Genomic DNA, 25,718 nt, shown 5'->3' on the forward strand with positions numbered 1-25,718 from the left:
GGCTCGCGAGGAGCGAAGATTCGGATCCAGAGGCGGCATGGCCTTCGCCGGCGAGTCGTCGGCAAGATTGCCGGCAGTCGCGGCGTCAACCTCGCGTGCCCCGGACGCTGCGCAGCGCGCCGCCCTTGCGGCGTGGTGCGCTGCAGATCCGGGGCCCCGGTTTCTGGCGCGTGAACTAAGGTCCCGGTTTCCGGCGCATGAACCGGGATCCCGGGTCTGCGAAGCAGCGCTACGCGCTGCATCGCGCCCGGGACACGGGAACGGGCCGTGAATCCGGCCAAAAAGGCCTTTCCCCACCGGGCCGATCTTTCTACATAACAGCGGTCCGCGCTGGCCCCTCCGGCGCGCCGAGGAATGCTGCCCTATGTCCGCTCCCGAGCCGAAGATCACCCCGGAATTGATCGCCAGCCATGGCCTGAAGCCGGACGAATATCAGCGCATTCTCGATCTGATCGGGCGCGAGCCGACCTTCACCGAGCTCGGCATCTTCTCGGCGATGTGGAACGAGCACTGCTCGTACAAGTCGTCGCGCATCCACCTCAAGGGGCTGCCCACCAAGGCGCCGTGGGTGCTGCAGGGGCCGGGCGAAAACGCCGGCGTGATCGACATCGGCGATAACCAGGCGGTGGTCTTCAAGATGGAGAGCCACAACCACCCGAGCTATATCGAGCCTTATCAGGGCGCCACCACCGGCGTCGGCGGCATCCTGCGCGACGTCTTCACCATGGGGGCGCGCCCGATCGCCTGCCTCAATGCGTTGAGCTTCGGCGATCCGAAGCATCCCAAGACGCGGCACCTCGTCGGCGGCGTCGTCGCCGGCGTCGGCGGCTACGGCAATTCGTTCGGCGTGCCCACCGTCGGCGGACAGACCCGGTTCCACACCCGCTACGACGGCAACATCCTGGTCAACGCCATGGCGGTCGGCCTCGCCGACGCTGACAAGATCTTCCTGGCCGCAGCCAGCGGCGTCGGCATGCCGATCGTCTATCTCGGCTCCAAGACCGGCCGCGACGGCATGGGCGGCGCCACCATGGCGTCGGCCGAGTTCGACGAGGGCTCGGAGGAGAAGCGCCCGACCGTGCAGGTTGGCGATCCGTTCGCCGAGAAGCTGCTGCTCGAGGCCTGCCTGGAGATCATGGCCAAGGACTGCGTGATCGCGATTCAGGACATGGGCGCTGCGGGTCTGACCTGTTCGGCGGTCGAGATGGGCGCCAAAGGCGACCTCGGCGTCGAGCTCGATCTCGACGCGGTGCCGACCCGCGAGACCGGCATGACCGCCTACGAGATGATGCTCTCCGAAAGCCAGGAGCGCATGCTGATGGTGCTCAAGCCGGAGAAGGAAAAGGAAGCCGAGGAGATCTTCAAGAAGTGGGGCCTCGATTTCGCGATCGTCGGCTACACCACGCCGACCAAGCGCTTCGTGGTCAAGCATGGCGGCCAGGTGAAGGCCGATTTGCCGATCAAGGAGCTCGGCGACGAGGCGCCGCTGTATGACCGCCCGTGGGTCGAGAGCCCGAAGCTGCCGGTGATCCACGCCCGCGACATCAACGCGCCGATGGGCGCCGCCGAGGCTCTGGAGAAGCTGCTGGCGACGCCGGACCTGTGCAGCAAGCGCTGGGTGTGGGAGCAGTACGACCACGTCATCGGCGGCAACACGCTGCAGCGCCCCGGCGGCGACGCCGCGGTGGTGCGGATCGAGGACGGCCCCAAGGGCCTCGCGCTCACCGTCGACGTCACGCCGCGTTATTGCGAGGCCGATCCGTTCGAGGGCGGCAAGCAGGCGGTGGCCGAAGCCTATCGCAACATCACCGCGGTCGGCGGCAAGCCGCTGGCGATCACCGACAACCTGAACTTCGGCAATCCCGAGCGGCCCGAGATCATGGGCCAGCTGGTCGGCTGTTTGCGCGGCATCTCCGAAGCCTGCATCGCGCTGGATTCGCCGATCGTCTCCGGCAACGTCTCGCTCTACAACGAGACCTCTGGCCGCGGCATCCTGCCGACGCCGTCGATCGGCGGCGTCGGCGTGCTCGATGATTTCACCAAATCGGCGACGCTCGCCTTCAAGGCCGAAGGCGAGGCGATCCTGCTGATCGGCGAGACCAAGGGCTGGCTCGGCCAGTCGGTGTACCTGCGCGACATCTGCGGCCGCGAAGAGGGCGCGCCGCCGCCGGTGGACTTGGCCTGCGAAAAGCGCCACGGCGACGTCGTCCGCGGCATGATCCACGCCGGCACCGCGACCGCTGTGCATGACGTCTCAGACGGCGGCTTGCTGGTCGCGCTCGCCGAGATGGCGATCAGCGGCAACATCGGCGCCGCGCTCGACGCCCCGCCGGCCGAGATCGTGTCGCACGCCTGGTGGTTCGGCGAGGACCAGGGCCGCTACATCGTCACCGTGAAACAGGACGACCTGCTCACCACGCTGTCGAAGCTGAAAACCATCGGCGTCCCCTGCGTCCAGATCGGCACCACCGCCGGCCCCACGCTGAAGATCGAAGGCGAGCGCACCGTGGATATCAAGGCGCTGCGCCACGCCCACGAGCATTGGCTGCCGGACTACATGGCGGGGAAGGCGTAACGGTCGTAACGACCCTCTCCACCGTCATTGCGAGGAGCACCCGGATCGGCGCTCCGCGCCGTCCGGGCACAGGCTCCGCGACGAAGCAATCCAGCGCGGTGCACTGCGTTGGATTGCTTCGCGGAGCCTGTCATCGGGCGGCGCTTCGCGCCGACCCGTTGGCTCGCAATGACGCAGCGTGGGCTGTCCGGTCATTTCGTGGGGCTCGTGTAGCGAGCGAACCCGGAATTTCTCCCGCGCATCAGCCGCGAACCAACCCTCTCGTTCGTCATTCCGGGATGCGCGCTCTTGCGCGCAGGCCCGGAATCCATAGCCCCTGCGGTCGCGGCGCAGCACGGCGGGGCCTCGTTGTGCCTAAGTAACTAACCGCGGTGGTTATGGATTCCGGGCTCGCGCCAAGAGGCGCGCCCCGGAATGACAAAAGAGAGGGTGTGCGTAGCGGAGCCGCGGGCCCGCGACGCCCTCTACAACACCCGATACGATCCCGGGATCTTCCGCAGCACCGCCGTGGTCGCCCAGCTCAGCATCAGCCCCAACACAAACACCGTGCTGGCCTTGGCGATCGCCGGCCATTCGAGATCATACAGTGCGTATTGCAGCCAGAGCATATATGCGTAGTGCACCAGGAAGATGCCGTAAGCGTCGTGCTGCAGCGGGTCGAGGATGCTCCAGCCGGCGCGCTGGAAGCGCAAGAAGTAGGCCAGGATCGCGAAGATCACGGTGACGCTGAACGCCGCGAAGGCGAGGCCGTAGCCGGCTTCGTACCACATCGGCAGATCCGGCGGATTGTCGAGGATTCCGCGCTTGATGCCGATGAAGCCCCACATCGCCGCATAGGGCAGCACCGCCAGCATCGCCCAGATGTACCACAGCTTCGCCAGCCGGCCGCCGGCACTGATCACGCCGCGCTCCGGATGGCAGGCGCCGATCCCTGCGCCCATGAAGAAATACACCGCATAGAGCAGGACGCGGCTTTCCTGCACCGAGAACGGGCCGATTTCGAACCATTGGTTCGGACCGAAATACACCCGCGCCGGCACGTAAACGGCGGCCGTGATCGCGAAGGTCGCGAGGATGTACACGAACGGCCGCTGATAGCCGAGATAGGCGAGGCGGTTGAGCGGGTCGAGCGTGTGGCGCGAGATCCGGTACATCGTGCCGCCGATGAAGGTGTAGATGAACAGCACCCACAGAAACCACAGCGGACCGCTCGGCCACGGACCGACCGTGATCATGTTGCGGTAGAAGTCGGCGAAGCTCAGCACCGGGTCGGCGCGCAGCGCAATCGCGTAGTAGGCGATCGGGATCACCGTGAAGGCTCCGATCACGAACGGGATGCCGAGCCGGATCAGCCGGTCGCGCGTCAGCGTGCCGATCTTCGGCCGGTGATCGAGGCTCGGCCACAGAAACAGCCCCGACAGCATGAAGAACATCGCCATGAAGAAGCTGTCGGTGGCGAGCACGACGCAGTCGAAGCCGATCCACGACGACGGGTCGGTGTGGCCGTAATGCGTGTAGGGGATCACCGAATGGTGGATCAGCACCAGGATGGTCAGGAAGGTGCGGGCGCGGTCGAGCGACAGGTCGCGCACCCGAACGGCGGCCGGCGCGGCCGCGGCGACGTCGTCCCGAGCGGGATAGGTTGTGGTCACGGTCGATCTCTCGTCCATCCGCGGGCCGACAATGTCCGCGAATTGCCGCCCGGGCAAGATTGAAACGGCGTCGAACTTTCGGCTTTACGCCGGCAATTCCTCGATTTTGACTTTGTCTGGATAGAACGCCAGGAAGCCCGCGATCTCGGTCATGGCCGGAAACGGCTCCTCGTAGCTCCAGATCGCATTCGCCAGCGTGGCGCCGCCGGCGGCGATGCTGAAATAGCTGGCGTCGCCCTTGTAAGGGCAATGCGTGGTGCGCTCGGTCTTGGCGAGCAGCGCCATGTTGGTGTCGGCGCGCGGAATGTAGTGCACCGGCGGGTAGCTCGCTTCCTTCAGGGTCAGGGCCTGATCGGTCTCGGCGATCACCTGGCCGTCGACAGTAATGCGGATCCGTTTTGGATTGCGCGTGATCGTGATCGGATGGTCGGGGCCGGGAATTCTCATGGCTTTCCTCGCGCTGGGCAGATCGTGCTGGCAGGGGCGCCATGCGCCGCGAGCCTCAACTAGATGTGCGACCTCTGCGGGCTTTGAAAGGGCCGCGCTGCAATATAGTATCGCACAGCTAAGGCAAGGCCGCCGGGCAGACCACCCGGAATCGATCAATTTTCGGAGGACTGTGAATGCCGATGGATGCCCGCGACATCGAGGCCATGATCAAGGCCGCGATTCCCGACGCGGAAGTGACGATTCGCGACTTGGCCGGCGATGGCGACCATTACGCCGCGACGGTGATTTCCGAATCGTTCCGGGGCAAGTCGCGCGTGCAGCAGCACCAGATCGTCTATGCGTCGCTGCGCGGCCAGATGGGCGGCGTCCTGCACGCGCTGGCGCTGCAGACCGGCGTGCCGGAGGGCTGACGCGCCGTCCTGCTGGAATGCGCCCGCCGATCGCTGCGCTGCATGCGGCGGTGTGCGGCCAGATCACATTGGCCCCGGCCTCTCTTCGCCGGAGCCGCCCGCGGCGTCCCGACTTTAACGAAGGCTTTACGGCCGCGCGGCACCGTCGCTGCGTCGGGGGGCTCTCTTGTCGAAGTGGCGGGATGAAAAGGCGAAGGTCAACGCGCAGGCGCTGGCGCGGTTGACCAAACGGTTGCCGGCGGCGTTTCCACAGGCCGTCCTGGTCCGGGCGCGGAGCTGCGCCTGGACGCCTTCGACGCTTCGGGTCGCGATCGATGGTTATTGGCGCACGCATCCGCTGCGGGCCGACCGGCTCGCCCGGGCGCTCGCCGCGCGCAGCGGCGCGCCGGATGGATGGCGCTGGCAACTCGGCGGCGATCCGGAGTCGGGCCTGCCGGCCAGCTTCCGCGCGCCGCCGGCGCCATATCGCGAAAAGGCTCACGCCAAAGGCCCGGGCTTCTGCTGCGTCTGCGGCCAGCCGGTGTATCGGTTCGGTTGGCACGCCGACCTGTGGGACGCCGGCGCCAACAAGAACGCGACCTGGCACAGCGCCTGCGTCACCGCCTGGCAGTTCTGGAACGCGCCGAGCGCCCAGGCCAAGCTGCTGCGCAAGCTGCAGGGACGGCGCTGCCGTGAGACCAACCGGCGTTTGCTCAAGACGTCGGAGGTGGACCACCAGGTCCCGCTATTCCAGGTCTGGAAGCAGCACCGCGAGCTGCCGTGGCCGCAATTGCTCGGCTATTGGGGCCTGCCGAACCTGCAGGTGATCAACCGCGAAGTCCACGCCGCCAAATGCGCCGATGAGGCGAGGGGACGCAGCGCGGCGCGAGCCGTGGCCTCAACAGAGGCCGCGTCCGCGTAGTATCTCACGCTCTCTGGAAAGGCAGCAAACCAAGTGCTTCAAAACACGCGCCCGTGGCGATAAGGCTCGAGTTACTTATCAGCCGCGTCATCAGCTCACTGCCCGCGTCGCCCTCACCCCAACCCTCTCCCGCAAGCGGGAGAGGGAGCCGGCTGCCGATGCGGTGAGGCAGCGGACGAACGCAGTGGCCGCTCTGATTAGATCGAAGGGTAGGGCTGGATCACGGCGCCCGCCGCGCCGGCAGCACGCCCCCTCTCCCGCTTGCGGGAGAGGTTGGGGTGAGGGCGACGCGAGCACTAAATTGCCTCTAGAGAACGTTCGTACTCGAGAGAACCCGGCGACGCTCAGTTCGCCTGCAGCGCGTGCACCGAGAACAGCCCGTCCGCATCGGTCCAGCTCTGCTGCAACGACCACCCGGCCTGTTCGGCCAGCGCGCGGAAGCGGTCGAGGCTGTATTTGTAGCTGTTCTCGGTGTGAATGGTCTCGCCCGCCTTGAAGGCGATGCGCTCGCCGAGGATGCGGACGGTCTGGTCGCAGCGGCTGACGAGATGCATCTCGATGCGGTGCTGATCGCGATTGTAGATCGCGCGATGCGCAAAGGCGCGCAGGTCGAAGTCGCCGCCGAGTTCGCGGTTGATGCGCGCCAGCACGTTGAGGTTGAACTCGGCGGTGACGCCGGCCGCATCGTCATAAGCGGGCACCAGCAGGCTCTCGTCCTTCTCCAGGTCGACGCCGACGATCAGCCGCGCGTTGTGGCCGAGGATCTCGCGGAAGGTGCCGAGCAGATGCGCGGCTTCGTGCGGTTCGAAATTGCCGATGGTTGAGCCGGGAAAGAAGCCGACCTTGGGCAGATCGCGGACCGCGTCCGGCAGCGCGAACGGCGCGGTGAAGTCCGCCGCCACCGGATACACCGACAGTTCGGGAAAATCGGCGCACAGCTCCTCGGCCTGCGCGGCGATGAAGTCGCCGGAAATATCCACCGGCACATAGGCGGCGATGTCACGCGCCTCGAGCAGCAGTCGGATCTTGGTGGTGGCGCCGGCGCCGAATTCGACCAGCGCGGCGTTCCACGGAATCAATGCGGCGATCTCGCCGGCACGGGCGCGCAGGATGCCGAGCTCGGTGCGGGTCGGGTAGTATTCGGGCAGCCTGGTGATCGCGACGAACAATTCAGAGCCGAGATCGTCGTAGAAGTATTTCGGCGGCAGCGATTTCTGCGGCTGCGACAGGCCATCCAGCACGTCGGTGGCGAAGCTCTGCGTCTGCGGATCGAGCTGATGCGCTCGGGCTTGCACGGCGACGTGCATGTTCATGGGCGATCTCCCGGATGCGCGCGGCGCGCGTTGTGATCAGGACGTCAGACGTCGTAGTCGGCGAGCCGCAGTCCGGTGAACTGCCAGCGATGGTGCGGATAGAAGAAATTGCGATAGGTCAGGCTGCTGTGGCCCTGCGGCGTGACGCAGGACGAACCGCGCAGCACCAGCTGGTTGACCATGAACTTGCCGTTGTACTCGCCGAGCGCGCCCTCGATCGCCTTGTAGCCGGGGTAGGGCGCATAGGCGCTGCGCGTCCACTGCCAGACGATGCCGAACGCATCGGCAAGTTGGCCGGCGCGCGCGGCGACTTCCCACTCGGTCTCGGTCGGCAGATGCTTGCCGCTCCAGCGCGCGAAGGCGTCGGCCTCGTAGTAACTGACATGGCAGACCGGCGCGTCGGGATCAATCGGCTGCAGGCCGCCGAGCGTCATGATCTTCCACTCGCCATCGACCTGCCGCCAATGGCCCGGCGCTTCCCAGCCCTCGCGCTCGGCGCAGGCGAAGCCGTCCATCAGCCACAGCGTCGGCGTGCGATAGCCGCCATCGGCCATGAAGGCGAGCCATTCGGCGTTGGTGACGAGGTGGCGGGACAGGGTCACCGGCCCGACCAGCGCGCGGTGGACGGGCTTCTCGTTGTCGAAATGGAAGCTGTCGCCGGCATGGCCGATCGCATGGATGCCTTCCGGCAGATCGACCAGTGCGTCGCCGCCGCGATCTGCGGCGGGCAGCCGCCAGGCCGGATCGTAAGCCGGCGGGATCGGATTCTGGGCGAAGGCGTGCAGGATGTCGGTCAGCAGCAGCTCCTGGTGCTGCTGTTCGTGATTGAGACCGACTTCCACCAGCGGCTCCAGCTGCCGCAACTTTGCCTCATCGGTGTCGGCGAACAGCGCCAGCATCGCGTCGTCGACATAGCGGCGATAGGCGGCAACGTCCTCGATCCCCGGCCGGGTCAACAGCCCGCGCGCCGCGCGGGTGTGCCGCGGCCCCGCCGAAACGTAGTAGGAATTGAAAAGAAACGCATAATCGGGATGGAAGACCTGGTAGCCGGGCTGGTGCGGGCCGAGCAGGAACTGCTCGAAGAACCAGGTCGTATGCGCCCGGTGCCATTTCGCCGGGCTGGCGTCCGGCATCGACTGCACCACCTGATCCTCGGCGCTGAGCGGCGCAGCCCGCCGTTCGGTCTCGTCGCGCACCGCCCGGTAGGCGTCCGCCAGCCGGGAGGCGAGGGCGCGGGTCGTCGTGGTGGATTCGGGAGAAACGGCTACTGAAACAGCGGCGGAGGAGAAATTCGACACGAGCGACTCCGATTTGGGAGAAAACGCTGCTTCCGAGAAGCGGTTCCGAGACTCGCCAAATAGGTGTTTCGGGCCGGAATGGAAGGCAGGAGCAGCCCGCTTCTCCGTCCCTCCGCAACACTGCGGGGACGTTCGCCAATCCGAACGATGCCGGAATGTTGAGGCAAATCAGACCGTCAGCACGGCTGACTGGCATTTTACTTGGGCTGCGAATGATTTTCGCGCTACATATATGACAGACCGACCCGGCCGCTGGTGGTCAGCCGGCCGCGCCGCAAAAGGATCCGCCATGAGCATCGAGCAATTCATCGACAACGAAGTGAAGGCCAACGACGTCGTGCTGTTCATGAAGGGCACGCCGCAGTTTCCGCAGTGCGGCTTCTCGGGTCAGGTGGTGCAGATCCTCGATCACATCGGCGTCCCCTATAAGGGCCACAACGTGCTCGAATCGGCCGAGCTGCGCGACGGCATCAAGCAGTTCTCGAACTGGCCGACGATCCCGCAGCTCTACGTGAAGGGCGAATTCGTCGGCGGCTGCGACATCGTCCGCGAGATGTTCCAGGCCGGCGAGCTGCAGAAGCTGTTCGCCGACAAGGGCATCAAGGTCGCGGCCTGAGCCGTTTCGCACGCTCGAGCGGCGCGGCGACCCTCGAGGTCGTCGTCGCCGACATCACGACGCTCGCACTTGATGCGATCGTCAACGCCGCCAACAGCTCGCTGCTGGGCGGCGGCGGGGTGGACGGCGCGATTCATCGCGCCGCGGGCCCGCAACTCCTGGCCGAGTGCCGCAGCCTCGGCGGCTGCGCCACCGGCGATGCCAAGATCACCCACGGTTATCGGCTGCCGGCCCGGCATGTGATTCATGCCGTCGGACCAGTGTGGCATGGCGGCGGTTCCGGCGAGGACACCGCGCTGGCTTCCTGCTACCGCCGGGCACTCGAACTGTGTCAGCAGCACGATCTCGCCTCGGTCGCCTTCCCGGCGATTTCCACCGGCGTCTATGGTTTCCCACCCGAGCGCGCCGCGCCGATCGCGGTGCGAACTTGCATCGATACGCTCACGGCCATGCCCGTGGTTACACGAGTGGTGTTCTGCTGCTTCTCGGAACCGGGCGCAGCGCTGCATCGGGCTGCGCTGACGGCGGCTCTTGATTAGTTGACCGCGGCCGCTACCATCCTCCCGTGATAACGAGGGAGGACTTGATGATCTTGCGCCGCGTCGCGCGTCTACTGACAACCGGAGCGCTCGCCGCGCTGATCGCCTCGCCCGCTTTCGCGGAAGGCAGTTTCGATCCGCCGCCGACCGCGCAGTTCTCGCAGGAGAAGCTCGGCCGCATCGACGCGTTCTTCGGCAAGATCATCGAGGAGGGCAAGATCCCCGGCGCCGTTGTGTACATCGAGCGCCACGGCAAGCCGGTGTATAGTAAGTATTTCGGCGTGCGGGATGTCGCCACCAAGGCGCCGATGACCGACGACACCATCTTCCGGCTGGCCTCGCTGACCAAGCCGTTCACCGCGGTGGCGGTGATGACGCTGGTGCAGGACGGCAAGATCAAGCTCGATGATCCGGTGTCGAAATACATTCCCGCCTTCGCCGATGTGAAGGTTGGCGTCCAGAAGACCAAAGAGGGCGGCGAGAAGGTTCTCGATTTCGAGCCGGTCAAGCGGCCGATCAAGATCAGCGACCTGCTGCTGCACACCTCCGGCATCACCTACGGCTTCTACGGCGACAGCCTGGTGCGCAAGGCGATCGCCGCCGCCAAGATCTACGATGGCGATCCCAGCAACGCCGAATTCGCCGAGCGCATCGCCAAGGTGCCGCTGCAGGAACAACCCGGCACGCTGTGGGACTACGGCAACTCCTATGAGGTGCTCGGCCGGGTCATCGAGGTCGCCTCCGGCAAATCGTTCTACGAATATCAGAAGGAGAAGCTGTTCGATCCGCTCGGGATGAAGGACACGCGCTACTACCTGCCCGAGGAACAGCAGAAGGCGCGGATGGCGCAGCCGATGCCGAACGACGCCGACTTCCGGGTCGGACGGCCGAGCCGGCCGGACATCGTCAAGAAGTGGGAATCCGGCGGCGGCGGCCTGACCTCGACGCCGCACGACGTCATCCGCTTCGTCCGGATGCTGCTCCACAAGGGCGAACTCGACGGCAAGCGCTATCTCAGCGAAGCGACCTTCAAGGACATGACCACCGATCACATCGGCCCGTCCTCCGGTGTCGCCCGTGATTACTTCTACTTCCCCGGCGACGGTTTCGGCTACGGCTACGGCCTCGCTGTCCGCACCGATGCCGGCAATGCCAAGCCGCCGCCGCCCGGTTCGCTCGGCGAACTGAAATGGGACGGCGCCAGCGGCTGCTACTTCATCGTCGATCCGAAGCTCGACATGTTCGTCGTGCTGATGGAACAAACCCCCTCGCAGCGCCAGCCGGTGCAGCGGGAACTGAAGAAGCTGGTTTACGAAGCGCTGGAGTGATCGTGACGTAAGGTCGTAGCCTATCGTCCGTTTACGCCCGTGACCTCTCTTTTGTCATTCCGGGGCGCGCGACGCGCGGAGCCGGAATGACGGCAGGCCATCGCATTTGAAAACAGGCTGATGCTGGAGGACCACCCTCCCCTGGAGAGGGAGGGTCGCTCGCGTAGCGAGCGGGGCGGGGTGGCGAAGAGTTTATCCGCAGTGCCCGCGGCTCACCCCACCCCGCCGCCCATCCCGCTGCGCGGGCTGGACGCCGCCCCTCCCCCTCCAGGGGAGGGTGAGGGAACGCTTCTGCGGTTGCTCCCGGCAGAGACGCGGCGTGCCCGGCAATATCGAACCTCGGCGCTGGAACTTCCCTCGCATCATTGTGTTCCGAATTGACGCTGCGGCGAATTGCAGCCACCGTCCGCGCGCAAACGAAAGGAATCACATGACCTACAAGCAGCCTGGCCGTCAGGGCCTCGTCTCGCGCGTTCTTGCCGCGGTGGTACTGACCAGCATCTATGCGTTCAGCCTGGTCGGCGCGACCGCGCTGATCACCGGCGTGTCGACCACCTCGGCGTCCGCCCAGCGTGGCGACTGGGGGCGCGGCCGCGGTCGTGGCTATCGCGGTGGCCGTGGCTACGGCCGGGGTTATGGCCGCGGCCGTGGCTATGGCGGCCCGGTGCGTGGCCGCGGTCGTGGCGCTTGCGTCGTCAACGCCGCCGGCGTGCGGATCTGCCTGTAAGGCCGTCGGGCCACGCGCCTGATCGATGAAGTTGCGATGGCCGGGCTCGTCCCGGCCATTTGCGTTTGGGCGCGGCCAGCGAGCTCATGCTTTCCGCAGGATCTCCCGCACCAGTCCCAGCGTCTCGTCGATCATCGCGGCGCTGACGTCGAGGTGGGTGCAGGCGCGGATGCGGCCGTCCATCATCGCCAGCAGGACGCCGTGGGCGCGGAGCCGGGTCACCAGCTCGGCGCCGGGAATGCCCGCGCCGTCCGGCCGGAAGAACACCAGATTGGTCTGCGGCTCCTGCACCTCCACGCCGGCGAGCTGCGCCAGCCCGGCGGCGAGCGCCCGCGCGTGGGCGTGATCCTCGGCGAGCCGCTCGACGTGATGATCGAGCGCATAATCGCACGCTGCCGCGATCACGCCGGACTGCCGCATCGATCCGCCGAGCCGCTGCTTCCAGCGCCAGACCTCGTCGATGAAGGCGCGTGAACCGGCGAGCGCTGCGCCGACCGGGGCGCCGAGCCCTTTGCTGAAATCGATCCACGCCGAATCCCAGCCCGCCACCATGTCGCGCGCCGCGATGCCGGTGGCCACCACCGCGTTCATCAGCCGGGCGCCGTCCATATGGGTGGCGAGGCCGACCGCCTTGCCGGCGGCAGCGACGGCGTCGAGTGTTTGCTGCGGCCAGATCGTGCCGCCGCCGATATTGGCGGTCTGCTCGACGCTGACCATGGTCTGCGGCGGCTCGTAGCGTGAACGCGGATGCAGCGCGGCGCGGAACGCCGCCAGCGAGAACTGGCCGCCGTCGCCGTCCAGCGGCGTGATCTGGAAGCCGCCGAGCGCCGCATGCGCGCCGCCCTCGCGCGACAGGATGTGAGCGCTACGATGCGCGATGATCTCGTCGCCCGGCCGGCAAGTCGCCAGCGTCGCGGTGACGTTGCACATCGTGCCGGACGGCAGGAACACCGCGGCCTCCTTGCCAAGCAGCGCCGCGACGCGCTCCTGCAGCGCATTGGTGGTCGGATCGTCGCCGGTCTGCTCGTCGCCGACCTCCGCCCGCGCCATCGCCTCGCGCATCGCCGGCGTCGGCCGCGTCTGCGTGTCGGAGAGGAGGTTGATGCGAACCGGCGGCGCGTGCGGATCGGGTGGGGGCGGGATGTAGGACATGGCGGCAAGTTAGAGCATTTCGGACACCGATAGAACCCGAACAGCTTTGGCTCTGTTTTCAGGCCGGTTGCTGCAGGCCGCCGCGGATCAGCGCCGCAAACGCCGCGGCGGCGTCGGTCTCGCGGCATTGGCCGCGCACCATCGCGGCCGACAGCGCCTCGCCGGCGCCGATCAGCCCGACGCAGCGCCGGACCAGTTCGGCGCGCGGCAGCGCTGTATGCGGCTTCAACGCGGTCGCGAACAGCTGGACGTAGCCATCGAGCAGCTGCTGATACACGGCTTCCTTCTCCTGGCTGCCCGCCAGCGCCGCGCCGATCGCCTGCCACTCGCCGCTGGTCTCCGCCGAGCAATGCACATAGGCCGACGCCAGCAGCTGAGCGGTCTCCTCGAGGCTGCGGTGACCGGTCGCCAACGCCGCACGCAGCGCATCGGCGTGCTCGGCGTCGATCGATTTGTACAGCTCGATCAGCAGCCCCGATCGCGTACCGAAGTGATCATAGGCAATCGGCTTGGAGACGCCCGCGCGCTCGGCGAGATAGCCGAGCGTCAGCCGGTCGGCGCCTTCGTCGCGCACGATCTGCAACGCGGTGTCCATCAGCTGCCGTCGCCGCTGCGCTTTCGGCAGCCGGCCGCCCGGTTCCGCAAGCGGCGGCACACCGGCGTTTCCGGTTCTCGCCATGAAACCTACCTTTGGTAGCTTTGTTATATTACGGATGGTAGGTTAGGCAGAACGAGGGAGTGCTGCAATGTCGAACGATCCGATTCTCCTGATCGGCGGAGCCGGCCATGTCGGCCGCTGGACCGCGCGATCGCTGCGCGCCGCGCATCCCGACCTGCCGCTGCTGATCGGCGGCCGGGATCGCGCGCGGGCCGAACAGGCGGCCGCCGACCTGCACGCCGAGGCGGTGGTGATCGACGACACTGTCGCCGACCTCGGCCTGGGGCATCGCCGCGTCAGCGCCATCGCGACGCTGTTCACCGACCAGCGCCTGACCGCGCTGCAACTCGCCCAGGCGCGCGGCGTGCCGCATCTGTCGATCTCGCCGGGGATCGTCGAGCTCGGTCCGGAAGTCGCCGCCTACATGCACCGGCCGCAGGCCGCGCCGGTGGTGCTGGGCACGGAATGGATGGTTGGCGGCACGACGGTGCCGACGCTCGCCTTCGCCAAAGCATTCGGCCGCATCGACGACATCTCAATCGGCGCATTGCTCGACGAGCAGGATGCGTTCGGCCCGGCCGCGGAGGCCGATCTGGAGCGGCAGACCCGGACCTTGCCGGTCGCCTTGGCTCGGCAAGGCGGCGCTTACGTCTGGCGGGCCGGCGACGATCTTAAGACCAGTTTCCGCGCTGTGGACGGCACGAAAATGGAGGCGTCGGCGTTCTCGCCCAACGACGTGCTCGGCCTCGCCACCGCGACCGGCGCGCCCAACGTTCGCTTCAGCCTTGCCGTCGGCGTCAGCTCCAGCCGCCGGCGCGGCGAGCCGCTGTCGACCGAGATCATCATCGAATTGACTGGTACGGACCACGCCGGCCGGCCGCTGCGCCGCCGCCACGCCATCCTCCATCCCGCCGGCCAGATGCCGCTGACCGGCCTCGGCACCGCGCTTGTGCTGGAGCGCCTGCTCGGCCTCGACGGCCGTCCCGCGACGCCGGCGGGCTTGTACTTCCCGTATCAGCTGATCGGGCCGGACACGTACTTTAAGCGGCTCGCTCAGGCCGGCGGGGAGGTGATGGAGTTGGAGGCTGTGTGATGGCGAGCGGTGGGCGTCGCCGGCAACCTTAAGGCTCGTGCCCCGGACGCAGCGCAGCGCGCCGCTATTGCGGCGTGGTGCGCTGCAGATCCGGGGCCCCGGTTTTTTGCTTTCGCAACGAGTAACCGGGGTCCCGGATCTGCGAAGCGGCACTGCGCGCCGCATCGCGTCCGGGACACGGAGCACAAACAAAAAGGCCCCGGCGAACCGGGGCCTCGATGCATCGGACTGAGCAGCAATCAGTACGAAGAAAGCAGTGTCGCGCTTAGCGCGAATAGAATTCGACGATCAGATGCGGCTCCATCTGCACCGCGAACGGCACGTCGGACAGCGCCGGGATGCGGGCGAACTTCGCGGTCATCTTATTGTGGTCGACTTCGATGTAGTCGGGCACGTCGCGCTCGGCGAGCTGGCTGGCTTCCAGCACGATCGCGAGCTGCTTCGAGGATTCCTTGACCTCGATCACGTCGCCGACGCGCACCTTGTAGCTCGAGATGTTGACGCGCTTGCCGTTGACCTTGATGTGGCCGTGATTGATGAACTGGCGCGCCGCGAAGATCGTCGAGACGAACTTGGCGCGGTACACGACCGAGTCGAGACGGCGCTCCAAGAGGCCGATCAGGTTCTCGCCCGAATCGCCCTTGAGGCGGGTCGCCTCGACGTAGATGGCGTGGAACTGGCGCTCGGAAATGTTGGCGTAGTAGCCCTTCAGCTTCTGCTTGGCGCGCAGCTGCACGCCGAAGTCGGACAGCTTGCCCTTGCGGCGCTGGCCGTGCTGGCCGGGGCCGTATTCGCGGCGGTTGACCGGGCTCTTCGGGCGGCCCCAGATGTTCTGGCCCATCCGGCGGTCGATTTTATACTTGGCTTCACTGCGCTTTGTCATCGCGTCCTCGGTTGTTCACAGCCATCGCGACCGCGATGGCGTTTTTCAGGCTTGCATGAGGAAACGCGCCCTCCTGTGCGGCCGGAGAACCAGCCGCCGACAGATCCGGCCCCAAAGCAGGTAAGGGGAGGACCACGGGTCGCGAAACGCAACGCGGGCCGAAAGGCCCGCGTTGTGGGCGGGGTTCTAGGGAGAATCCGGCCGGATGTCAATTCGGCGACAGGGCGGCAGGACCGCCCGCCGCGTCAGGCGCCGATCGCCCGGACCGGCGGCAGATCGGTCGCCGGATCGTAGAGTGCCTGCAATTCGCTGGCTAAAGTGGTGTTCAGCACCTGTTCGAGCCGGGTCATCGCCCGGGCGATCGGCGCGGCGTCGATCAGCCGGTGGTCGAAGCGGATCACCATGTCGAAGCGGCCGTCGTCGTGTAGCCGGCCATAGCTCAGCATGTAGGGGCCGGGGCTGATCGGATAGAGGTCGCCGGCGCCGAGCGCCGAGACCGAGGACAATCCGACGCTGCCGAAGAAATTGGCGCGCTGCCGGGCCAGCGCCATGCCGCCCCACCACACCATCCGGCGCAGCGGCCAGGGCAGCGCGCTGATCCGCAGCAGCTTGCGGAACATCGGCACTTCGCAGATCGGCGCGGTTTGCGCCTCGCGGATCAGCGCATCGACGCAGCGCAGCGACAGCTCGTCGGCGCCGACCACCTTCTGCATCAGCACGCAGTCCTCGCCCTCGACCCTGCGGGCGATCGCGATCATCGCGACGCTGCGCGGCAGCTCGTAGAGGTGCGGGAACGGAAAATCGACCACCAGCGTCCGCAGCATCGGCTGCTCGCGCGCCACCAGCGCCCAGGCTTTGGCGATGATTGCCGCGAAGCCGGGCGGCGCGGTCAGCCGGCCGCGCGCCAGCGCCAGCGGCGTCAGGTTCAGCGAGCGCTGATAGGTGATCAGCGGCACGCCCTGCGACGCGCGCATCAGATCGGCAATCAGCCGGCGCCGCAGCGTGAGGATTCGGATCTTGCCGCGCACGTCGGACTAGGGCGCCGGAGTGGCCAGCGGCTTGGTCGTGGCGACCACCGGTTGCTGCTGCGCGATCGCGGAACCGGCCGTCATCGTGACGACCTGTGCGATCAGGAACCTGTTGGTCATGGTGATCCTCCCTGCCTGCGAAAGTAGCAGCGCCGGAGGTTCTCGGAAAGTACTCAGGCCGGGACGTGGCCGCCGAAATAGGGGGTGAGGGCGCTGGCAAGCCGGTGCGACTGTCCGGAAGTGAACACTATGGTGGCGCCTGGTTCATGTTGATGACTGGCGCTGCCGGCGCCGAGCAGGCTGACGACGCGGCGGGCGATCGCCGGCGCCGGGTCGATCCAGTCCACCGGCCAGGGCGCCAGCCGGACCAGCCGGTCCAGCAGCAGCGGATAGTGGGTGCAGGCCAGCACGATAGTATCGGTCCGGCTGTCCGGCCCGTCGCCGGCCACGAAACAGGGGGCGATCTCGGCCGCGATCGCGTCGTCAGCCACTGGAGTACCGCCAAGCGCAGCTTCGGCCAGCGCCGCCAGATGCACCGATCCGACCAGCTTGACCTCGCAGCCCTGGGCGAAATCGCGGATCAGCGCGCGGGTATATTCGCGCTTCACGGTGCCGCTGGTGCCGAGCACCGAGACGCGCTTGGTCCTGGAGGCCGCACAGGCCGGCTTGATCGCCGGCACGGTGCCGACGAACGGCACCCGATAGGCGGCGCGCAGATGCGCCAGCATCAGGGTCGAGGCGGTATTGCAGGCGATCACCACGAGATCGGGCTGGTGCGCTTCAATCAGCTCGCCGATCAGCGGCACCACCCGGCCGATGATCGCTTCCTCGCTGTGCTGCCCGTAGGGAAAGAACGCATCGTCCGCCGCATAGACGTAGCGCGCATCCGGCCGCGCCTTGACGATTTCGCGCAGCACCGTCAGCCCGCCGAGGCCGGAATCGAAGACCAGAATGTTCGGATGCCCAGACACGCGGCAAGTCTATCGCAGCTTGGTTAGTTTTCGGTTGTTTTTCCCGCGACGCTGCGTTGCAACGAGCACGGGAGCGGTGGCCGAAGTCTCTCCCCGTCATTCCGGGGCGCGCGCAGCGCGAACCCGGAATCCATAACCCCTGCGCTCTCGACTGATGGAGGCGCCGGCCACGCTCTGCGCTGACCGGAGTCCAGGGGCTATGGATTCCGGGCTCGCCGCTGTGCGGCGCCCCGTAATGACGAACGAGAGGTCTCGACGCCGCGCTCAGCTCTCGCCGAACACCCGCTTGAAGATCGTGTCGACGTGCTTGAGGTGATAGCCGAGGTCGAACTGTTCTTCGATTTCGGCGTCGGTCATGTACTTCTGCATGTCCGGATCGGCCTTCAGCAGCGTCAGGAAGTCGCCTTCGCCGCGCCACACCGGCATGGCGTTGCGCTGCACCAGCTTGTAGCTCTCTTCGCGCGAGCAGCCCTTTTGCGTCAGTGCGGTGAGCAGGCGCTGCGAGTGGATCAGGCCGCCGAGCCTGTCGAGATTCCTGGTCATGTTGTCCGGATACACCACCAGCTTCTCGATCACGCCGGCGAGGCGGTTGAGCGCGAAGTCGAGCGTCACGGTAGAGTCCGGCGCGATCATGCGCTCGGCCGACGAGTGCGAGATATCGCGTTCGTGCCACAGCACGACATTCTCCATCGCCGGATTGACGTAGCCGCGGACCATGCGGGCGAGGCCGGTGAGGTTTTCGGTCAGCACCGGGTTGCGCTTGTGCGGCATCGAGGACGAGCCCTTTTGCCCGGCCGAGAAGTACTCCTCAGCCTCGAGCACTTCGGTGCGCTGCAGATGGCGGATCTCGGTGGCGAGCCGCTCCATCGACGAGGCGATGACGCCGAGCACCGCGAAGTACATCGCGTGGCGGTCGCGCGGGATCACCTGCGTCGACACCGGCTCGACGGTCAGGCCCATCGATTTGGCGACGTGCTCTTCGACCCGCGGATCGATATGCGCAAAGGTGCCGACCGAGCCGGAGATCGCGCAGGTCGCGACTTCCTTGCGGGCGGCGATCAGGCGCTCCTTGGCGCGCGAGAATTCCGCATAGGCGTAGGCCATCTTCAGGCCGAACGTCACCGGCTCGGCGTGGATGCCGTGCGAGCGGCCGATCGACGGCGTCATCTTGTGCTCGAAGGCGCGCTTTTTCAAAGCGGCCAGCACCTTGTCGAGATCGGCCAGCAGGATGTCGGCGGCGCGGACGAGCTGGACGTTGAAGCAGGTGTCGAGCACGTCCGACGACGTCATGCCCTGATGCACGAAGCGCGACAGCGGCCCGACGAATTCGGCCAGATGCGTCAGGAAGGCGATGACGTCGTGCTTCACCTCGCGCTCGATCTCGTCGATCCGCGCGACGTCGAACGCCGCCTCCTTGCCCTTGGCCCAGATCGTCTCCGCCGCTTCCTTCGGAATCACCCCGAGCGCCGCCTGGGCGTCCGAGGCGTGCGCCTCGATCTCGAACCAGATTTTGAAGCGGGTCAGCGGCTCCCAAATGGCAGCCATTTCCGGACGGGTATAGCGCGGGATCATTGTGGTCTCGTGATGTGCAGGGGGATTAAGGCCGCGCTTTAGCAGACGCGGGGCGGGGAGGCTACAGCCCCCTACAAAATATGCAACTTGACAAAAGAAAATATTCCTAAGAATATAGTCAAGAGTTCGGAGGTTAATGGATCATGGAGTGGATAAATCATGAGGCCGATTGAGATTGGACAAACGCTCTATGAAATTGCGGTTCTCAACACCGCCCTGCGGAGCATCAAGTGTCAGCTTGAGCGTCGGAATACCTGGGCGCCATCAAAGAAGTATGGCTACAACGAGGATCAGCCCCGCGATTGGCATGGGAGGTGGACGATACTTGCGCAACTCAATGATGCGCAGGTGCTTTCCGATGCGTCTCCTGATCCCATCATACCTTGGGCCGACTATGCGGAAGGCCATCATTGGGTGCAGGAAGCAATCACCAGAAATCCGAAGTACACGTTCTCGTCCGAAGCTCTGGAGGTCTTCAAAAACGAAACCACCGGTCCGCTAAAAGTTCCGGAAAGCAATTACTATGATCGGATGCATAGGGAGAATAATAAGGGAGTGGAAGAGGAATTGGACCGCTTCCTAAAAGAGAATAAAATTGAGCCATCGAAGATGACTTCAGACGAGGCGAAGGCATTCGTTAATCGCGTAAAAGCGTCGAGAGATCCTCGAATTCGCGCGTTCAATATGCGACTTTGGCTCCGAGAAAGCATGTATTGGTTGCGTCGGGGCCGGCTGAGAGAGTGAAAGCCATTGGATTCAACTGACGAGACAGCGCAGGACCGAGCTTGGACACAAGTTTACCGCCGGCTGGTCGATCATTTCGGCCAGCACGGGCTCGAGGATTGCTGTGGGCGCGGAGATTTCTGGGTGGTTGCAGACAATTATAGCTGGCCTAGCAACAAAGTCCTTCTGTTCAATCTCGAACTGCTGACGGTCGCCAACATCCAGGCGGTCCAGGCGATGCTGGTGGATCAGCCGCCTTGGACAGTTGCCCTGGTCGTCGACGTCGTCGGCAAAGAGACCGAGTGGCCCTCGATGGGCGTCACCGTGCGCCAGCACGAGATCATCGACGGCCTGCTGCGCAAATATCTGCCCGAGAAGTTCAGGTTCTTGAAAATTCCGGGCAGTCGCCCTGGCACAGGATACGACTGACGCCCCGACGTGCTGCTTGATAATATTCCTATGATGATTATAGTCCGTTTTATCCTGTCCGTGAGGGCGCTTTCGCGAGGCGTCGGTCGGCGGGATAGATCGGCGGGCTGGGAAATCAGCCCGGATCGACGGTCCGGCGAAGCTGACTTTGGTCAGCGAAGTCGGGCGGATGCGGCGTCCGCGCGGTGTGTCTCGCAAACACATCTCCCGGGCGGCGTCGGGTCCCCGTCCGGCTCCACTAGGAGAGCCTGTGACTTGTTAGTTCGCTGGACGCGGGACAGGCGAAGGCGGCGAAATCCGCCGGATCAAGCGGTGCGGAGTGCATCGCGCCTGTCCCCGGAAGCACGGGCCCGAAGCCGAGCAGACGCCGCGGTGGGCGCGCCGGAAGGCGTTGCGCGAGGGTCCATAAAGCCATCGCGACAATTACCACCTTAGCGCCAACCGGCGCGCCCCCACACCTCGCTGTGAAGCGACGGGCGCAAAGCTCGGGCTCGATGGAGCCGCGAGAGCGAAGAGGCGTGGCTGTCTGACATTGTGATCAGCATGGACGTAGCCCGGATGAGCGCAGCGACATCCGGGAGGCAGCCTCAGCCCCGCTACTTGCTGTTACGAACTTTCACTGAGGCACGTCCGAATGCATCGCTTTAAGGGTAGTTTCTTGCCCGTCTTCGCGGGATTATTTGCGGGTGGTGTGAAATGGAAATCCAATCCACCGCCTGATTGTGGTGCCAGCTCAAGAGGGGCGCGCTTCCCGTTTGCAGAATAACCGACCGTCAGAAGGACGCCTTCTGGATAGATCGTTGGCGTTGGTGGAACTGACGTAGTGGTGACAGTTTTTTGACCATGGCTATCTCTTGGTGGAGGGAGGCTGGCTGCTGCTTGGAGCGGGGCCGATCGAATGGTGGGGCTTGCTGGCCTGACAGATGAATAGTCTAGAATGCCATCGCGCTTTTGTTTGGAAATAGGTACCCCAGAGTATTTCTCCAAAACGTCTATGGCCCAGTCGCGGATTTGTCGACGAGGCCCGCGCTCGTCTTCAGGGCTATTTATTATCCCGATCGCAATTTCCATGGCTTTCGGCTTGTTCTGAAGTTCCGCGACGAGGGTAGCGCCCAACGCGCCAATCACGGCAGTAATTATGCTGGTCAGGATGATCGTGGAGTGTCGATAGGGTTCTGATTTATTCTCCGAACTCATCTCAGGCATTAGAAATTGCTCTAAGTCAGTTTTGCTAGTATCCTCATCCTTCTGATTACTGAAAACGTCGTGGCCTAGAAGCAATGATCTGTATCAATACTTCCGTCGGCCGACGGTGGCCTTAAACCACTTCCCCCCGCGCGCTCATCGCCGCGTTCCTAATCCCCGCAATATTCGCCTTGTACGCGTCCAGCGTCCCGCCCTTGAACACCGCGCTGCCCGCGACCAGTGCATTAGCGCCAGCGGCAGCTAGTTCACCCGCGACCTTTTCGCTCACCCCGCCATCGACCTCGATGTCGATCGGCCGGCCGGCAACCATCGCGCGGATCGCTTTGATCTTCTCGACCGCGCTCGGGATGAACGCCTGGCCGCCGAAGCCGGGATTGACCGACATCACCAGGACGAGGTCGATGTCGTCGAGCACGTATTCGAGCACGCTGGGATGCGTGCCGGGGTTGAGCGAGACGCCGGCCTTCTTGCCGAGGGCGCGGATCGCCTGCAGCGAGCGGTGCAGATGCGGGCCGGCTTCGGCGTGGACGGTGATGTGGTCGCAGCCGGCCTTGGCGAAGGCTTCGAGATAAGGATCGCACGGCGCGATCATCAGATGCGCGTCGAAGATCTTGTTGGTGTGCGGCCGCATCGCCTTGATGACGTCGGGGCCGTAGGAAATATTCGGCACGAAATGGCCGTCCATCACGTCGAGATGGATCCAGTCGGCGCCGGCCTGATCGACCGCGCGGACCTCTTCGCCGAGCTTGGAGAAATCCGACGCCAGGATCGACGGCGCGATGGCGAGAGGACGGGGCGCGAACTGGGACATGGCGGCTTCCTGGACGTTTCCTGAACGGTCCCGGCGCAGCGGCGCGCGGCCGAGCGGCGAGGGGCCGATTCGCTAACACGCGCGCCAACGCCTCGCAATGCGCAGCCGCATGGCGCGCCGCGCGTGGTGTGCTCGGCAGGTTCTGCCGGTGCGGCAGATTTTTCCCCGGCCGCGGTGCCGCAGCGCGGCGAAAACCTCAGTGTTTCCAATCGGCAGCGCGCTGGCACGGCGGTTGCTCATGATTGCGCAGGGACGCGGATGAGTAGTTGCAGCCGCAGCGCGGCGCTGAACGGAGTGTGGTCATGATTCCTGCCCTTGGCGCCCTCGGCGCGCTGTCCGGATTGCTCAGCTCCCTGAGCTCGTCGTCGAAGACCAACGCATCCTCGAAGACGACCAGCCTGACCAATCCGTTCGAGACCACGAGTTCGAACGCGAGTTCGAGCAGCAACTCGCTGCTCGGCTCCACCAGCCTGAGCGGTTCGTCGTCGTCGGGCATGCTGTCGCCCGAGACCATGCAGGCGCTGCTGTCGGCGCAGCAGAGCCAGTCGGCCGATCCGACGACCACCAAGGACAAGAGCCGCGACGCCGCGCTGAAGGATCTGTTCGCGCAGCTCGACGGCAACGGTGACGGCACGATCAGCAAGGCGGAATTCGAGGACAAGCTCGGCGCCGGCGGCACCAATGTGGCCAACGCCGACAAGGTGTTCGCCAAGCTCGATACCGACGGCAACGGTTCGGTCAGCATGGGCGAATTGAAGTCCGCGCTGAAGGGCAAGGGTCATCATCATGGCAGCGGCGCCGGCGCCTCGGGTTCGGCTTCGGGTTCGGCGTCAGGCTCGGGCTCGAATGCGGCCGATGCGCTCACCGGCGCCAGCAGCACCAGCGTCACAAATTCGGACGGCAGCGTCACCACCTCGATCACCTATCCGGACGGCTCCAAGGTGAGCACGACGTCGGCGGCGACCAACAGCGCCTCCAGCAACGCCACGTCGAAGTACAACTTCATCGAACAGCTGATCCAGCGCCAGGCCAACCAGATCCAGGCGGGCGCGAGCGGCACGGTCTCGATCAGCGCGTAGTCTCAGCGCGAAATAACCGAGGTCTCCGACCTCGGGAAGCGTCATTGCCGGGCTTGAACCCGGCAATCCATCTTCCTTCGCATGACGTGTTAGATCGCGCGCCGCGCGATGGATCCGCGGGTCGAGCCCGCGGATCACGACATCGGAAGGCGCAGCGCCGTTGCCTCACATCATCGCTTCGCGCCGAACCGATCGCGCCACGCCGGCTGCGCGCCGTCGAACGGCAGCCGCGTGGCCTCAAAGACGCCGCGGGCGATCGCGCGGGCGACGGTGTTGGCGGCGATCGCGCCGAGTTCGGTCAGGCCGGCGAGCGGATCGACCGGCTTCTTCCCGGTCGCCGCAGCGAACACCACGTCGCCGTCGAGCGGCGCGTGCACCGGATAGATCGCGCGGGCGAAGCCGGTCTGCGCCAGCATCGCCAGCCGCTTCACCTGCGTCTTGGTCAGCACCGCGTCGGTGACGACCGCGACCAGCGTGGTGTTCTCCGCAGTCGCCGCGGCGGCGCCCTTGAGCTGAATTTTCAGATGCTCCGGCCCGAATGGAGTCGGCATGCCGTGGCCGCCGAATTCGCCGTCCTGTTCGAACGGCGCCGACCAGAACCACGGCCCGTCGCCGATGGTGACGCTGCCGATCGCGTTCACCGCCGCGATCGCGCCGACCGTGATGCCGCCGGGCGTCATCGCCGACGCCGAGCCGAGGCCGCCTTTGTAGTTCGCGGTGGTGGCGCCGAGGCCTGCGCCGACGCTGCCGAGCGTGAAGTCCTCGCTCGCGGCCTGCGCGGCGGCGTAGCCGAGATCGCGATACGGGGAGAATTGGCCCCACGCCTTGTCGCCGCCATTGAGCATGTCGAAGATCACGCCGCCGGGCACGATCGGGATCGTCGCGGTGCCGATCGCAAAGCCGCGGCCCTGCTCGGCGAGCCAGGCCTGCACGCCGCCGCCCGCATCGAGCCCGAACGCCGAGCCGCCCGACAGCGTGAAGCCATCGACCTGTTCGACGGTATTCACCGGCTCGAGCAGTACGCCGTCGCGAATGCCCGGTCCGCCGCCGCGCACGTCGATCGAGGCGACGGCCGGCTGGTCGAACAGAATGGCGGTGACGCCGGAGGCGAGCTTGGCGTCGTCGGCATGGCCGACGCGAATGCCGGCGACATCGGTGATCAGGTTCTTCAAGGCGGGTCCGTGGATCTGGCGGGGTGAGGGCGGCATTGTCGGCCTAAACACTTGGTCGAGGCAACCCTCACGCGGCGATCACAAGGCGCGGAACGTTGACGCATCGCCTTGCGCGGCGCGAGCGTGCCGGTGCATGTAGCCGCATGATCCACGACGTTTCCATTCCCGCGGCGCTGATCGCCGGCCTCGTCAGCTTCCTCTCCCCCTGCGTGCTGCCGCTGGTGCCGCCCTATCTGATCTATCTGACCGGCGCGACCATCGAGCACGTTGCAGCCGACGAGTCCGAGCGCACCTCCAAGCGTGCGGTGATGATCTCCGCCGCGATGTTCGTGCTCGGTTTCTCGACCGTGTTCGTCGCGCTCGGCGCCAGCGCCAGCCTGGTCGGCGGGCTGATCCGCGCCTGGTCGGGCGAGCTCGCGATCGTCGCCGGCATCGTCATCATCCTGATGGGCCTGCACTTCCTCGGCCTGACCCGAATCAACATCCTGATGCGCGAGGGCCGGCTGCCGATCCCCAAGCCGGTCGGGCTGTGGGGCGCTTACGTGATGGGCCTCGCCTTCGCGTTCGGCTGGACGCCGTGCATCGGCCCGATCCTGGCCGCCATCCTGTCGGTCGCCGCCGCCGAAGCCACGGTGGCGAAGGGGGCCGGCCTGTTGGCGATCTATTCGCTCGGCCTCGGCGTCCCCTTCCTGCTCGCCGCGCTGATGGTCGAACAGTTCTCCGGCCTGTTCGCGCGGATGAAAAAGCACCTCGCCACGGTCGAACGCGCCATGGGCGTGCTGATGGTCCTGACAGGAATCGGCTTTTTGACGGGAGCGATCAGCGACGTCAGCATATGGCTGCTGAACACGTTCCCGGCGCTGGGGAATATCGGGTAGTTGGCGTGGCGGTAGTTCGGGTCGTGTTTGTCCGCAGCACTAACCCCACCGTAAAACGTTATCCTCCGCGAAAGCGGAGGATCCAGTATTCTAGAGCGTTGCTGTTATCAGCAGCGCTCTGAATACTGGGCCGCCCGGTCAAGCCGGGCGGTGACGGCTTTTCAACGGTGTTTCGTCATTGCGAGCGTAGCGAAGCAATCCAGAGCAGCGAGCACTGTTTGGATTGCTTCGTCGCTTCGCTTCGCTCGCAATGA

24 protein-coding genes are annotated in these 25,718 nt (G+C 65.7%); 12 read left to right on the top strand and 12 right to left on the bottom strand.

All coding sequences use genetic code 11. The features are described 5' to 3' along the window. Positions 1–364 precede the first annotated feature (364 nt). Positions 365–2,575, top strand: coding sequence for a phosphoribosylformylglycinamidine synthase subunit PurL (gene purL / locus IP86_RS10295; protein WP_054162426.1), 2,211 nt, complete (start codon positions 365–367; stop codon positions 2,573–2,575). A 464-nt stretch (positions 2,576–3,039) separates the two neighbouring features. On the opposite strand, the gene IP86_RS10300 is transcribed toward purL, so the two are convergent. Both IP86_RS10300 and IP86_RS10305 read right to left on the bottom strand, forming a co-directional pair. Then, positions 3,040–4,227, bottom strand: coding sequence for an acyltransferase family protein (locus tag IP86_RS10300; protein ID WP_054162465.1), 1,188 nt, complete (start codon positions 4,225–4,227; stop codon positions 3,040–3,042). Positions 4,228–4,311: 84 nt separating this feature from the next. Beyond that, entirely contained in the window at positions 4,312–4,674 is a 363-nt protein-coding gene (locus IP86_RS10305) for a DUF427 domain-containing protein (protein WP_054162427.1), read from the bottom strand. Between the two features lie 176 nt (positions 4,675–4,850). Here IP86_RS10305 and IP86_RS10310 point away from each other — a divergent pair, with 176 nt between their 5' ends. Both IP86_RS10310 and IP86_RS10315 read left to right on the top strand, forming a co-directional pair. Next, complete coding sequence (locus IP86_RS10310) at positions 4,851–5,087, top strand: BolA family protein (protein ID WP_054162428.1); 237 nt, start codon at positions 4,851–4,853, stop codon at positions 5,085–5,087. Positions 5,088–5,253: 166 nt separating this feature from the next. Continuing rightward, entirely contained in the window at positions 5,254–5,988 is a 735-nt protein-coding gene (locus tag IP86_RS10315) for a hypothetical protein (protein ID WP_054162429.1), read from the top strand. 344 nt (positions 5,989–6,332) lie between these two features. Here the strand turns inward: IP86_RS10315 and egtD are convergent, their stop codons facing one another. Then, on the bottom strand, positions 6,333–7,301 hold the full coding sequence (gene egtD / locus IP86_RS10320; protein ID WP_054162430.1) for an L-histidine N(alpha)-methyltransferase: 969 nt from the start codon (positions 7,299–7,301) through the stop codon (positions 6,333–6,335). A 44-nt stretch (positions 7,302–7,345) separates the two neighbouring features. After that, positions 7,346–8,599, bottom strand: a complete 1,254-nt coding sequence (gene egtB, locus IP86_RS10325; protein WP_054162431.1) for an ergothioneine biosynthesis protein EgtB — start codon at positions 8,597–8,599, stop codon at positions 7,346–7,348. 289 nt (positions 8,600–8,888) lie between these two features. On the opposite strand from egtB, the gene grxD reads away from it, so the two are divergent. From grxD to IP86_RS10345, 4 genes are all read left to right on the top strand, one after another. Then, on the top strand, positions 8,889–9,215 hold the full coding sequence (grxD, locus tag IP86_RS10330; protein WP_054162432.1) for a Grx4 family monothiol glutaredoxin: 327 nt from the start codon (positions 8,889–8,891) through the stop codon (positions 9,213–9,215). Next, a complete protein-coding gene (locus tag IP86_RS10335) occupies positions 9,212–9,754 on the top strand; it encodes an O-acetyl-ADP-ribose deacetylase (protein WP_054162433.1) in 543 nt (180 codons plus the stop codon). Before grxD ends, IP86_RS10335 begins: the two co-directional genes overlap by 4 nt. A 47-nt stretch (positions 9,755–9,801) precedes the next feature. Beyond that, complete coding sequence (locus IP86_RS10340; protein ID WP_197279745.1) at positions 9,802–11,082, top strand: serine hydrolase domain-containing protein; 1,281 nt, start codon at positions 9,802–9,804, stop codon at positions 11,080–11,082. A gap of 430 nt (positions 11,083–11,512) precedes the next feature. Beyond that, on the top strand, positions 11,513–11,809 hold the full coding sequence (locus IP86_RS10345) for a hypothetical protein (protein WP_054162434.1): 297 nt from the start codon (positions 11,513–11,515) through the stop codon (positions 11,807–11,809). Between the two features lie 84 nt (positions 11,810–11,893). Here IP86_RS10345 and IP86_RS10350 read toward each other — a convergent pair whose 3' ends face one another. Further along, on the bottom strand, positions 11,894–12,961 hold the full coding sequence (locus tag IP86_RS10350; RefSeq protein WP_054162435.1) for a threonine aldolase family protein: 1,068 nt from the start codon (positions 12,959–12,961) through the stop codon (positions 11,894–11,896). A 58-nt stretch (positions 12,962–13,019) separates the two neighbouring features. Beyond that, on the bottom strand, positions 13,020–13,556 hold the full coding sequence (locus tag IP86_RS10355) for a TetR/AcrR family transcriptional regulator (protein WP_502693997.1): 537 nt from the start codon (positions 13,554–13,556) through the stop codon (positions 13,020–13,022). Between the two features lie 151 nt (positions 13,557–13,707). Between IP86_RS10355 and IP86_RS10360 the strand changes: the two genes are divergently transcribed. Further along, positions 13,708–14,712 carry a saccharopine dehydrogenase gene (locus IP86_RS10360; protein ID WP_054162437.1) on the top strand — a complete coding sequence of 335 codons (1,005 nt, stop codon included), beginning with the start codon at positions 13,708–13,710 and terminating at the stop codon, positions 14,710–14,712. Between the two features lie 265 nt (positions 14,713–14,977). Here the strand turns inward: IP86_RS10360 and rpsD are convergent, their stop codons facing one another. The 4 genes from rpsD to purB all read right to left on the bottom strand — a co-directional run bounded on the left by rpsD (position 14,978) and on the right by purB (position 19,166). Further along, the gene (gene rpsD, locus IP86_RS10365; RefSeq protein WP_054162438.1) at positions 14,978–15,595 is read right to left on the bottom strand and encodes a 30S ribosomal protein S4; all 618 of its coding nucleotides are present in this window, start codon (positions 15,593–15,595) and stop codon (positions 14,978–14,980) included. A 245-nt stretch (positions 15,596–15,840) separates the two neighbouring features. Beyond that, the gene (locus IP86_RS10370) at positions 15,841–16,623 is read right to left on the bottom strand and encodes a hypothetical protein (RefSeq protein ID WP_054162439.1); all 783 of its coding nucleotides are present in this window, start codon (positions 16,621–16,623) and stop codon (positions 15,841–15,843) included. Positions 16,624–16,796: 173 nt separating this feature from the next. Continuing rightward, on the bottom strand, positions 16,797–17,594 hold the full coding sequence (gene murI, locus IP86_RS10375; RefSeq protein WP_054162440.1) for a glutamate racemase: 798 nt from the start codon (positions 17,592–17,594) through the stop codon (positions 16,797–16,799). A gap of 264 nt (positions 17,595–17,858) precedes the next feature. Beyond that, entirely contained in the window at positions 17,859–19,166 is a 1,308-nt protein-coding gene (gene purB / locus IP86_RS10380; RefSeq protein ID WP_054162441.1) for an adenylosuccinate lyase, read from the bottom strand. 159 nt (positions 19,167–19,325) lie between these two features. Between purB and IP86_RS10385 the strand changes: the two genes are divergently transcribed. After that, positions 19,326–19,910: a hypothetical protein gene (locus IP86_RS10385; protein WP_054162442.1), complete on the top strand. Its 585-nt coding sequence runs from the start codon at positions 19,326–19,328 to the stop codon at positions 19,908–19,910. 6 nt (positions 19,911–19,916) lie between these two features. Continuing rightward, a complete protein-coding gene (locus IP86_RS10390; RefSeq protein ID WP_156332460.1) occupies positions 19,917–20,318 on the top strand; it encodes a hypothetical protein in 402 nt (133 codons plus the stop codon). A 1,318-nt stretch (positions 20,319–21,636) separates the two neighbouring features. Here the strand turns inward: IP86_RS10390 and rpe are convergent. Beyond that, positions 21,637–22,335: a ribulose-phosphate 3-epimerase gene (gene rpe / locus IP86_RS10395; RefSeq protein ID WP_054162444.1), complete on the bottom strand. Its 699-nt coding sequence runs from the start codon at positions 22,333–22,335 to the stop codon at positions 21,637–21,639. A 302-nt stretch (positions 22,336–22,637) separates the two neighbouring features. On the opposite strand from rpe, the gene IP86_RS10400 reads away from it, so the two are divergent. Beyond that, entirely contained in the window at positions 22,638–23,414 is a 777-nt protein-coding gene (locus IP86_RS10400; RefSeq protein WP_054162467.1) for an EF-hand domain-containing protein, read from the top strand. A gap of 170 nt (positions 23,415–23,584) precedes the next feature. Here the strand turns inward: IP86_RS10400 and IP86_RS10405 are convergent, their stop codons facing one another. After that, positions 23,585–24,586: a P1 family peptidase gene (locus IP86_RS10405; protein ID WP_054162445.1), complete on the bottom strand. Its 1,002-nt coding sequence runs from the start codon at positions 24,584–24,586 to the stop codon at positions 23,585–23,587. 143 nt (positions 24,587–24,729) lie between these two features. Here IP86_RS10405 and IP86_RS10410 point away from each other — a divergent pair, with 143 nt between their 5' ends. Then, a complete protein-coding gene (locus IP86_RS10410; protein ID WP_054162446.1) occupies positions 24,730–25,464 on the top strand; it encodes a cytochrome c biogenesis CcdA family protein in 735 nt (244 codons plus the stop codon). Positions 25,465–25,718: the final 254 nt, after the last annotated feature.

Origin of the sequence: Rhodopseudomonas sp. AAP120, from assembly GCF_001295845.1 — a bacterium.
GTDB lineage: Bacteria > Pseudomonadota > Alphaproteobacteria > Rhizobiales > Xanthobacteraceae > Rhodopseudomonas.

What these genes read in the sequence shown, in the direction of transcription:
- egtD (WP_054162430.1), bottom strand. Translation starts at nt 7,301, where the DNA reads ATGAACATGCACGTCGCCGTGCAAGCCCGAGCGCATCAGCTCGATCCG.
- IP86_RS10355 (WP_502693997.1), bottom strand. Translation starts at nt 13,556, where the DNA reads ATGGACACCGCGTTGCAGATCGTGCGCGACGAAGGCGCCGACCGGCTG.
- IP86_RS10310 (WP_054162428.1), top strand. Translation starts at nt 4,851, where the DNA reads ATGCCGATGGATGCCCGCGACATCGAGGCCATGATCAAGGCCGCGATT.
- IP86_RS10385 (WP_054162442.1), top strand. Translation starts at nt 19,326, where the DNA reads ATGAGGCCGATTGAGATTGGACAAACGCTCTATGAAATTGCGGTTCTC.
- rpe (WP_054162444.1), bottom strand. Translation starts at nt 22,335, where the DNA reads ATGTCCCAGTTCGCGCCCCGTCCTCTCGCCATCGCGCCGTCGATCCTG.
- purL (WP_054162426.1), top strand. Translation starts at nt 365, where the DNA reads ATGTCCGCTCCCGAGCCGAAGATCACCCCGGAATTGATCGCCAGCCAT.
- IP86_RS10305 (WP_054162427.1), bottom strand. Translation starts at nt 4,674, where the DNA reads ATGAGAATTCCCGGCCCCGACCATCCGATCACGATCACGCGCAATCCA.
- purB (WP_054162441.1), bottom strand. Translation starts at nt 19,166, where the DNA reads ATGATCCCGCGCTATACCCGTCCGGAAATGGCTGCCATTTGGGAGCCG.
- rpsD (WP_054162438.1), bottom strand. Translation starts at nt 15,595, where the DNA reads ATGACAAAGCGCAGTGAAGCCAAGTATAAAATCGACCGCCGGATGGGC.
- IP86_RS10340 (WP_197279745.1), top strand. Translation starts at nt 9,802, where the DNA reads ATGATCTTGCGCCGCGTCGCGCGTCTACTGACAACCGGAGCGCTCGCC.
- IP86_RS10410 (WP_054162446.1), top strand. Translation starts at nt 24,730, where the DNA reads ATGATCCACGACGTTTCCATTCCCGCGGCGCTGATCGCCGGCCTCGTC.
- IP86_RS10350 (WP_054162435.1), bottom strand. Translation starts at nt 12,961, where the DNA reads ATGTCCTACATCCCGCCCCCACCCGATCCGCACGCGCCGCCGGTTCGC.
- IP86_RS10345 (WP_054162434.1), top strand. Translation starts at nt 11,513, where the DNA reads ATGACCTACAAGCAGCCTGGCCGTCAGGGCCTCGTCTCGCGCGTTCTT.
- IP86_RS10400 (WP_054162467.1), top strand. Translation starts at nt 22,638, where the DNA reads ATGATTCCTGCCCTTGGCGCCCTCGGCGCGCTGTCCGGATTGCTCAGC.
- IP86_RS10360 (WP_054162437.1), top strand. Translation starts at nt 13,708, where the DNA reads ATGTCGAACGATCCGATTCTCCTGATCGGCGGAGCCGGCCATGTCGGC.
- grxD (WP_054162432.1), top strand. Translation starts at nt 8,889, where the DNA reads ATGAGCATCGAGCAATTCATCGACAACGAAGTGAAGGCCAACGACGTC.